A 10,273-nucleotide genomic window follows, 5' to 3' on the forward strand; every position below is an offset into this window, starting at 1 on the left:
ACTGTAGTAGTTTACAAAGTTTAGATTTAAGTAGTTGGAATACGAGCAAAGTGACGGATATGTATGGCATGTTCCGAGACTGTAGTAGTTTACAAAGTTTAGATTTAAGTAGTTGGAATACGAGCCAAGTGACGGATATGTTTGGCATGTTCCAAGACTGTACTAGTCTAAAAAGTTTAGATTTGAGTAGTTTCGATACAAGCAGAGTGACGAGGTCGGGCAATATGCTCGCTTATTGTAATAAGCTAAATGAAATAACATTGGGAGAAAAATCCTTTATTCGGGATAGTACCCTACAAAGCTCACACCGATGGGGATGGATTGGTAAAAATACTCATGTTGTTTATCCCAATTCTTTTGATTTCATGAACCAATATGATGGTAGCCAGCCGGATACATTTGTTAGAAGTGCATCTGAAATAAGGTATTGGGGAAACTCACCCTATACATTTGATGAATTGACAAGAACGATGACCGTTTATGGTGGAAACCTAGGCGAAAATGGGCAACAACCATGGGTAAAAGGTGAAGTATCTGCTGAGAAGATTCAGAGGATTGAATTGATTTGGGACGTAGTTGCACCAGAAAATAGTCAATTTCTATTTGATGGACTGACTAATCTTAAATCAATTGATGGATTAACTAATCTAGATACAAGTAATGTAACGAATATGCGTTATTTATTCAATGGATGTAGTAGTTTACATTTACAAAGTATAGATCTAAGTAGCTTCGACACGAGCCAAGTGACGGAGATGACCGGTATGTTCAACAGCTGTTCTAGCTTACAAAGTCTAGATCTAAGTAGCCTTGACACGAGCCAAGTGATAGGTATGGAGAAAATGTTCGCTTATTGCAGTAACTTACAAAGTTTAGATTTAAGTAACTTCGACACCAGTAAAGTGGAGAACATGGTGAGCATGTTTCATGGCTGTAGTAATCTACAAAGCTTAGATTTAAGTAGCTTCGACACTAGTCAAGTGAGGAGCGGGCTCATGTTGTACATGTTCAATAGCTGTAGTAGTCTAAATGAAATAACATTGGGAGAAAAATCCATCTTTGATGACACAGTTGATTTACTAGATGGTGGCTGGTTAGGCAAGAATACATCTGTTTTATATGCAACGAGTGCCGATTTTATGAATAACTACGATGGTAGCCAACCGGATACATTTCTAAAAATCGATAATGTTCGATATTGGGGAACGGCGCCTTATATCTTTGATGAATCGACAGGAACGATGACCGTTTATGGTGGAAACCTAGGTGAAAATGGCCAACAACCATGGGTAAAAGGTGAAGTATCTGCTGAGAAGATTCAGAAGATTGACTTGGTAGGTAAAGTGGTTGCACCAGAAGATAGTAGCCGATTGTTTAGTGCGGATGACCCAGCTAAAAGATTAGTTAATCTTCAAGAAATTACAGGGATCGAAAAACTTGATACGAGCAATGTAACGAATATGTATGATATGTTTTCTACTTGTAGCAGTTTACAAAGTTTGGATCTAAGTCATTTTGACACGAGCAATGTAACGAATATGATGGCAATGTTTTATGAATGTAAAAGTTTACAAAGTTTGGATTTAAGTAGTTTTGATACGAGGCAAGTAACAGACATGGGTAGAATGTTTTGGGGCTGTGCGGACCTACAAACAGTGGATTTAAACAGTTTTAATACAAGTAATGTTACTACTTTATATTGTATGTTTTATCTATGTAGCAGCTTACAGAAATTAGATGTCAGTCATTTTGACACGAGTAAGGTAACAAATATGCAAGGGCTATTTAATACTTGTAGTAGTTTAGAAAATATTGATGTAAGCGGATGGAACACGAGTCAAGTTACAGATATGAAAAACTTGTTCAAAAATTGTACCAATCTAAAAATTTTAAACATAGGCAACAATTTTGATACAGCCAACGTAACGGATATGACTGATATGTTTGCTGAAACTAGGAAGCTGAATGAATTAACCCTAGGGGAAAAATCCATTTTTAATGATACAGTTCATTTACCAGATGGAACTTGGTTAGGAAAAAATACAGGAGTTCCATATGCAACAAGTAATGACTTTATGGTTAACTACGATGGTAGCCAACCCGATACCTTCATAAGAACCACTGGTATGAAGTATTGGGGAACGTCACCCTATACCTTTGATGAAACGACAGGAACGATGACCATTTATTCTGGCACACTCGGAACTTACAAAGATTCTCCATGGAATACAAGCACGTCGTATATAAAGGGTGATTTAATTCAAAAAATCGAATTATTTGGCAAGGTCGTTGCTCCAAAAGACAGTCAGTACTTATTCTCCTCTGATATGCTCAATTTTCTACAAAACTTAAAAGAAATTAGTGGTCTAGAAAAATTAGATACCAGTCAAGTGACGAATATGGATGCCATGTTCGCTTATTGCAGTAGCTTACAAAGTCTAGATTTAAGTCATTTTGACACGAGCCAAGTGACGAGTATGAACGCTATGTTCAATAAATCTAGTAGTTTACAAAGTTTAGATTTAAGTAGCTTCGATACGAGTCAAGTGACGGATATGGGCTCTATGTTCTATGGATGTACTAATCTCCAAAGTGTCACTATGGATGATAGCTTTGACACCAGTCAAGTAACGAATATGTACACTATGTTCTTTAGTTGTAGCAGCCTAAAAAGTTTAGATGTGAGCAGCTTCAATACGAAGCAAGTGACAACTATGGAAAATATGTTCAGTGGTTGTAGTAGCTTACAAAGCCTAGATCTAAGTAGCTTTGATACGAGCCAAGTAACAACTATGTTCTACATGTTCAATGGATGTAGTAGCCTACAAAGTCTAGATCTAAGTAGCTTTGATACGAATCAAGTGACAAGTATGTTACTCATGTTCAAAGGTTGTAGTAGTTTGAATGAATTAACACTAGGAGAAAAATCCATTTTTAATGATACAGTTAATCTACTCGATGGTAGTTGGTCAGGTAAGCATACGTCTGTGATGTACGCAACAAGTGCTGATTTTATGAACAACTACGATGGTAGCCAACCGGATACGTTTGTTCGAAAAGAGGCAAACTATTGGGGAACCGCTCCATACGTGTTTGATGAAACAACCGGTACACTGACTGTTTATGCTGGAACACTTGAAGGAAATAAAGGAACTCCTTGGGAAAAAGGAGAAGTCTCCGCTGATCAAATACAAAAAATCGAGTTTGTCGAGAGTCTCACGGCACCAGAAGATAGTACCTTGTTATTTGCAAATTTACCTAATTTGATTGAATTTGTAGGGTTAGAAAAACTTGATACAAGTAAAGTAACAAGTATGAATAAGATGTTCACTCATTGTACTAGTATAAAAAGTTTAGATTTAAGTAGCTTTCATACAAGTAACGTAACAAGTATGAACAACGTATTCGAGTATTGTAGTAGTTTACAAAGTTTAGATCTAAGTCACTTTGATACAGTCAATGTAACCACTATGGGGCTTATGTTTGGTTACTGTTCTTCCTTACAACATTTGGACTTAAGTAGTTTTTCTACAAGTAATGCGCCGAATATGTTTGCCATGTTCAATGGTTCTGATAATCTAAGATCTGTTAAATTAGGCAGTAATTTCAAATTTAGTGGTGTCGAACAATTTGACAGTTATCCGACTCATAAATGGGTAGGGGTGAACAGTCATGTGCGGTATGATTCAGGAGCTGATTTTACCAGTCAATATGATGGGACACAGCCTGACACATACGTCTGGGATATTAGTTCACAATTAGGCGTAACCTTAGAAAGCAACGATCCGATGACTGTTGGTCAAGAAGATCGCTTGGTATGGAAGATCGGCCATAGCACTGCATCAGCTCAAGGACGCATCGCTAAATCGATTAAAGGGAAACTCTTTACCACAGAAACAGTGGATTTTGAGCCAGAACTACTGGTAGAAGAACAAGACGCTTTGGGAAATTATGTAGCGACTCTAACGATTCCGGTGACCGATGAGGGCACAACCAATGGGGAGCATACCTATAGTTATGCGTTACCTGATCTTGCCTATGGCAATCAGTATAAAATCACGTGGAAAGGAACGCCATGGAACAATACAACGGTCTCCACAGCGCCAACCTTCCGATATGAACTGGATTATGATGCCAATCTGGAACTGATCAATGGCGATATGGTCTTACCAGACAGCCGTTCAACTACCACCAACCGTGTGATAGAGAATGGGGGATTAAGTTTCAAAGATGTCCCACAAGAATTACGATTTAATGCCACAAAATTATCAACGGATCTCAATGAACAACTGATTGCAAGAGAGGACAAAGATTGGGAAATCGGCATCACTGATTTTAGAGGAACGAAAGCCAAATCAGTTACGGATTCTGATGTTGCCCGTAAAGATTGGGATCTAGTTGCGACAGTTGCGCCGTTTAAAGATTCTTCTAATCAAGAAATCGGGTTAAAAACCTTAGGTATCACCTATGTCGATGAAACGAATACCAAGCATGAATTAAGTGAAACAGAAACGTTGATCAATCAACATGAAGTTTCTGGAGAAACCCCAAAAGAGCATCATGAACAACAAATCAAATGGGCGGAAGAAAAAGGTCTACAAGCAGTAGTGCATGATCGTAATCAATTAAAAACAGATGAAACGTATCAAGCAGATGTGACCTTTGAACTAAGAAGTGCACCTTAAAGAATAGGAGACGATAAGATGAAAAGAATGAGGACGTTGTTTATTCTGAGTCTACTGTCGCTATTCTTAGGTGTAACGACAGTGACCGGTTATGCGGAAAGCAATACGGTCTCGGTAGAGGCCGGCATTCAGTTTGTGGAAGATCAGGGTAGTCATTCGGACTCTGATTCTACTAGTGAAGAGCCTTCCGATGAGACTGGTAGTAAAACACCAAACAATCAGGGAGCAGCTACAAATAGCTCAGCTGGAAATACAGGAGCATTGCCTAAAACGGGTGAGCATCGTTCGATTATTTTACTGGTAATAGGAATTTTACTGGTACAAACAACGATGGCATGTATTTTCATAAGGAAGTATGGACGAGAGTAAACAAGAAATAAGGTCAATAATGAAATTTTAGTTCTATGTAGACAAACAAGAAGGTGGGTTTCTTTCAAGAAACCTACTTTCTTTTTACCTTTCAACTCTTAAATAGAAAAATTGGAATTTAAAAATGGACTTTATATTTGATAAAAGGAGGAAGACTTTGGGTGAATCGTATGTTGCCGTTAATAGATGGAAAAGGTAAAAAAATAAAAAAACTACAAAAAGGAGTGATTTATACTGGAAAGGTTAAAGAAAATTATATTCTTTTATTAAAGATAAATGAAATAGAAAGACACAAGCCTCTCAAAATAGGAAAGAAAGTTTTTAGTACTTTTAGTTTGGTAAATACATTCAAAGAGAAAGTTACGAAACTAAATAGCTTTTAAATGACTGCTGCTGACCATAATTATGAAGCATAATTTTTAATCTATGTGATTTTTTATTAAAAGAGTCATATTTAACGATAAATAGTGCTGTTTTTTGAGACTATTTTTCTCTCATTGTTAGTTAGAATGGTGAAGTAAAATATTAATGAATAAGATGTATTAAGTAAACAAAAAGGAGAATATAATAAAATGAATTCTAAAATAAAAGGGATAATTAGTTTATTCTTTCTTATCTTTTCTATATTTTTAATTAGTCCTAAAGTATTGGCAGAGGAAAGTGGAGGTTTTTCAGTATCCCCATTAGATCCAGAGACAGGCGAGGTCCAAAGTTCTTATTACGATTTAACTGTTGTTCCTGATCAAAAGTTAAAACTCCAAGTAGAAATCTACAATAGTTCAGATAAAAATATGAAAATTCAGGTTGAAACAAATACAGCATCAACGAATAATAATGGAATAACATCTTATTTAAAAACAGAACAACAAGATTCAAGCTTAAAAGTAGCATTTGACAAAATAGCTAAAGCAGAAACTGAGCAAGTAAACGTACCAGCAAAGGGCACAGCAGTGGCCAACATTAATATTGAGATACCAAAAGATGCATTTAAAGGAGAAATCTTAGGTGGATTAAGATTTACAGAAGTAAAAACTGAAGAGGAGAAAAAACAACAAAAAAATGCTGTTGAAAATAATATTGCCTATACAATTGGAGTGTTATTACATGAGTCAGATGAAGAAGTAGCTCCAGAAATGGCTCTAAATAAAGTTTTTACAGAACAACGTAATTCTAGAAACTATATTAGTGCTAATTTACAAAATAAGGCTCCGAGGATTATACGTGAATTGACTGTCAAAGCTCAGGTCTATCAAAAAGGAACAGATAAGTTAAGTTATGAAGCTTCTAATGATGCTATGCGCATGGCTCCTAATTCAAATTTTAATTTTGGTATTAGTCTTGAAAATAAGAAATTTATTCCAGGAGAATATACAATGAAAATTTCTGGGACTGCAGATGGTGAACCATTTGATTTTAGTCAAGATTTTACAATTACGGCTAAAGAAGCAAAAGAATATAATAAGAATTCTGTATTTATAACAGATGAACCTAAACCTAATTATCTATTATATGTTTTGGGGATTTTACTTCTAATATTTATAGTAGTATTTCTTTGGTTTATAAAAAATAAAAAAAAGGTTAGTAAAAAGTAATCTAGTATGTAGAAAATCAAATTTATGAAGAGCTGAAATATTGAGAGAGTAAGATAGGAGTTAAAAAATCTTCTATTTTACTCTTTTATTATTATAAATGATGATTCATATGTCTAAAAATAAATGGGAGATTTTAATTTGTTAATAATTTATGTTTGAGAAAAACAAAACTCATAATTAGGTAAAAATAAACAAAAGAACTGATTCTTTTCATTCGAATACAATTGTTAGAATTACTGGGTAACTAATTTGAAAAATGGGGGAGAAAAAATGAGAATTAGAAATTAAATAATTCCTTTTTTCGTTTATTTTTTTAATAATTCAAGAAAGGAATTTATATTATGAAAAGATATTTAATTTTGGGATGTAGTATTTTGACCCTAAGTGGAGCAGCCTACGCAGCAACTACGGATCCAGTAGTGGATATATTACATTCTATTGTTGAAAAACAAGTAGAGGCAGATAGCCTGGATAGTTTATCAACGGAAAATTTGGTACTAAAGGAAATTACCACTCATAAGAAAGGGAATGACTTTAGTACTTTAGTTCATTCCAAATATATAGATAATCAAATTATAAAAGAGCATCGAGAAGAAATTAACAATTTAAATAAACGATTACAAGAAACAACTTTTGAAACTATTTTATCTTCCTTTGGAAGTGAAAAAGAAGGAACTATTCCGGATGGAGATACACATACAGGTGAATCGTTTGATCGAATTGGTTTAGAGGAAACGTATGCCCGTTTACAAAAAGAAGGAACACCATTTTTCGAGGCACTTTTCACTGCATTTCCAGAAATTAAGCAAACGCAAGTTGAAGAACATTTCAATGAATTGTTATTTGTGGCAACATATTTAGGAAAATGGTATGACGTTTCAATTGGAGAGGGCTCTTTGTGGGAATTGATGTATTTTAAAGGAGCAGAACTTACAACAGATCAACAATGGGAAATCGACCAAGTGCTGGATTTCGCAGAAGAATTAAAGGCAGATAATTATGAAGCTTTATTAAGTAAGAATGTGGGAAATACATTTAAGAAAACACGAGTTTATTCACAGTTTACAGATAAATCTTACAGTGAATTGATTGAATGGTTTGTTAAAAAAGAGACGGGAAGTACAGATTATTCTACATGGTTTTACGATTACTTTAACGGAGTCGTGAAGATGGATACGGCATTAACTGAAGAAGATGATGTAGGAATTTGGAATCGAAACGGGGCATTAAAAGAAAATTTACCTTATTTATTGACACAAAAACCCGGAAGTAACTTGACGTTAATTGAATCATACCGATTGTTAATGATAGTATCAGGAAATGATAAAGAAGAAGACGTTTTAAATGCCGTACGAACAATCAAAAATGAAGAAGCGTTTTTCTATCGAACCTATGATCATAAGGAAGAAGTAGACTCTTCAATTGGACAGCTTGTTTTGTGGGCACCTAATTGGAATCTTTTAGATGAAACAGATGATTATGCTAAAAATTTACTATTACCGAGTGAAAACTTTAGTTCACACCATGGGAACGGTGCCGTTGGTGGTTATCAATATATCTCGCTACAACAAAATGGTTATGATCCATCTACAATTGCGCATGAATTGGGTCATTCAATGAATAACTTGTTAAGCGCTGGGGGAGAGTTTTTAACTACATTTATTTATAATGTTGGTAGAAATACTGGATCGTATATTAACACTTACGCAGATAATAAGAACATTGGATACGGAACGGATTATCCGATCAATTCAGACGTGAACGAAATCCAAACCAAAGAAGATTTAGTCACAATGACTAAAAACTCAGAGAATTTTATTTATGCGATGGATGCAGTAATTGCAGATGTAGTATTAGAGATGCCTCTATCTGAACAAGTAAAATATATTCGTAAAATTCCTATCAATGTAGATTCAGGAGTATTGGAAGGTATTTTTGATTCAAATACTTCATTCGATGCAAAACCATTAACAATTTCAGAATTAGAAGCAATGAATCTTCAAAGTATTGATGATTTAATCAATCACGGGTTGGTAATTATGGAACCGGATGATACCAATAACAATATTCTGACAAATCGAGGCCAAGGTTACGGCACTTCTCTTTCATATTCCAGTTACTTTTTAGCAAATGGAAAATTCTTTCAGCATACACATCGTATTATAAATACAATAGTATCTGAAGACGGATGGGAAGGATTTAAACGGTTTAATGTTTTTAACAATTCACAAAAGGATTGGAACTATGAAAACGTAGATGAACTGTCAATCAACTCATTGAGAGTAGCTTTAAATGACCCATCAGTTACTTATCGTTCTTACACTCAAAAAAAATATCTAAAGAATCGAGAGACAGTAGGAAAAAAAGGCTTGAAGAGCATGTCTTATCTTGATCTTAAGAAAACATTTGAAAATTCAATCGATGATTTTTATCAAATCAAACAAACTCTTTACAAAGATTATACTTCATTAACGAATTCCTTTAAAAATGATGCTTTCGGTTATGATGCTTCTCAAATCAAAGAAGTTAGTTCCTATGATGAATTATATGATGTAGTTACGGCAGATCCTAAAGCAACGATCTCAATTATTTCGGATTTTGAAGTTCCTACAAATGCTAAAGAAATTAAAAACTTTGAAGGAAACTTAAAAGGAAACGGCCATATAATTACTAATGGCACATCCGCATTATTTGGTACTTTAAAGAATGCAACAATTGAATCTTTGATTCTAAAAGATTTTAGTCTTAAGGATCAAGAAGCACATACAGGAATTTTATCGAATCAAGCAGAAACTGCTAGAATTAGAGATGTTCACGTGCTTAATAGCATGGCGAGTATCAAACAAGGAGTCAAATATTCGATTGGCGGTTTCTTAGGAGAAGCTAAAAATAGTGTTATCAGTCAGTGTTCCTCTCAAGGCAATGAAATTATAGGATCGTTTGCTGGGGGGATTGTAGGTTATGGTGAAAATACAAGTATCACAGATACGTATGTTTATGAAGGAACGGTGACAGGAAATGAGGTCGGAGACCTTCGAGTTGGAGGGCTTGCGGGAAACTTTATCTCGGGAACAATCAAGAATACGTATTCTTCAGCTGACATAAAGAATGGTCAAGGGTTTATTGGCAGTACCTATAGTTATGGGACGCCTTCAATCGATGAATCTAATTCCTTTTCTATTGGCAATGTCGATGAGGACCGTCTGAAATTTATGGAAGAAGACAATAATTCAAAGACCTATCAAAATAACTATGAACTATCTACAGCTACAGGGAAATCGAGTACTGGAATCACTAAATTAGATGTAAAAGCTATCGAAGAGACCACTCTCAAAGAGGAAAACTTTTACACCAAACAGCTTGGTTGGAATACGGAGAATATTTGGCAAACCGAGAAAGTCACAAAAGGGACTTTACCTTATTTGAGAAATTCAGATCCAAGAAATTCTAGTGGGTATCAAGAACCATTTGTGTTTGAATGGGTGTCTTCAGTGAATGACCAATCAACGATTTTAGAAGGAAAAGTCAGTCAGAAAGCAACCGTCACGCTCTATGACGAGGGGACACAGATAGGGCAAGCAGAAACCACAGAAGATGGGAAATTTTCGATTCCAATTGAACCATTGA

5 protein-coding genes are annotated in these 10,273 nt (G+C 35.0%); all 5 read left to right on the plus strand.

Annotation, left to right across the window (positions count from 1 at the left end; genetic code table 11):
* Positions 1–59: 59 nt before the first annotated feature.
* Positions 60–4,685, plus strand: a complete 4,626-nt coding sequence (locus A5816_RS15145) for a BspA family leucine-rich repeat surface protein (protein WP_373404619.1) — start codon at positions 60–62, stop codon at positions 4,683–4,685.
* An 18-nt stretch (positions 4,686–4,703) separates the two neighbouring features.
* Complete coding sequence (locus tag A5816_RS15150; RefSeq protein ID WP_086311677.1) at positions 4,704–5,054, plus strand: LPXTG cell wall anchor domain-containing protein; 351 nt, start codon at positions 4,704–4,706, stop codon at positions 5,052–5,054.
* Between the two features lie 161 nt (positions 5,055–5,215).
* Positions 5,216–5,437, plus strand: coding sequence for a hypothetical protein (locus A5816_RS15155; RefSeq protein ID WP_086311678.1), 222 nt, complete (start codon positions 5,216–5,218; stop codon positions 5,435–5,437).
* Positions 5,438–5,626: 189 nt separating this feature from the next.
* Complete coding sequence (locus tag A5816_RS15160; protein ID WP_086311679.1) at positions 5,627–6,646, plus strand: DUF916 and DUF3324 domain-containing protein; 1,020 nt, start codon at positions 5,627–5,629, stop codon at positions 6,644–6,646.
* Positions 6,647–6,987: 341 nt separating this feature from the next.
* Positions 6,988–10,273, plus strand: a 3,286-nt coding sequence (locus tag A5816_RS16395) for a hypothetical protein (protein WP_179189738.1), incomplete at its 3' end; no start/stop codon positions are given.

It is taken from the genome of Enterococcus sp. 3G1_DIV0629, from assembly GCF_002141285.1.
GTDB lineage: Bacteria > Bacillota > Bacilli > Lactobacillales > Enterococcaceae > Enterococcus_B > Enterococcus_B lactis.

Excerpts from the sequence above, each read along its gene's own strand:
- A5816_RS15160 (WP_086311679.1), top strand. The coding sequence starts at position 5,627 with ATGAATTCTAAAATAAAAGGGATAATTAGTTTATTCTTTCTTATCTTT.
- A5816_RS15145 (WP_373404619.1), top strand. The coding sequence starts at position 60 with ATGTATGGCATGTTCCGAGACTGTAGTAGTTTACAAAGTTTAGATTTA.
- A5816_RS15150 (WP_086311677.1), top strand. The coding sequence starts at position 4,704 with ATGAAAAGAATGAGGACGTTGTTTATTCTGAGTCTACTGTCGCTATTC.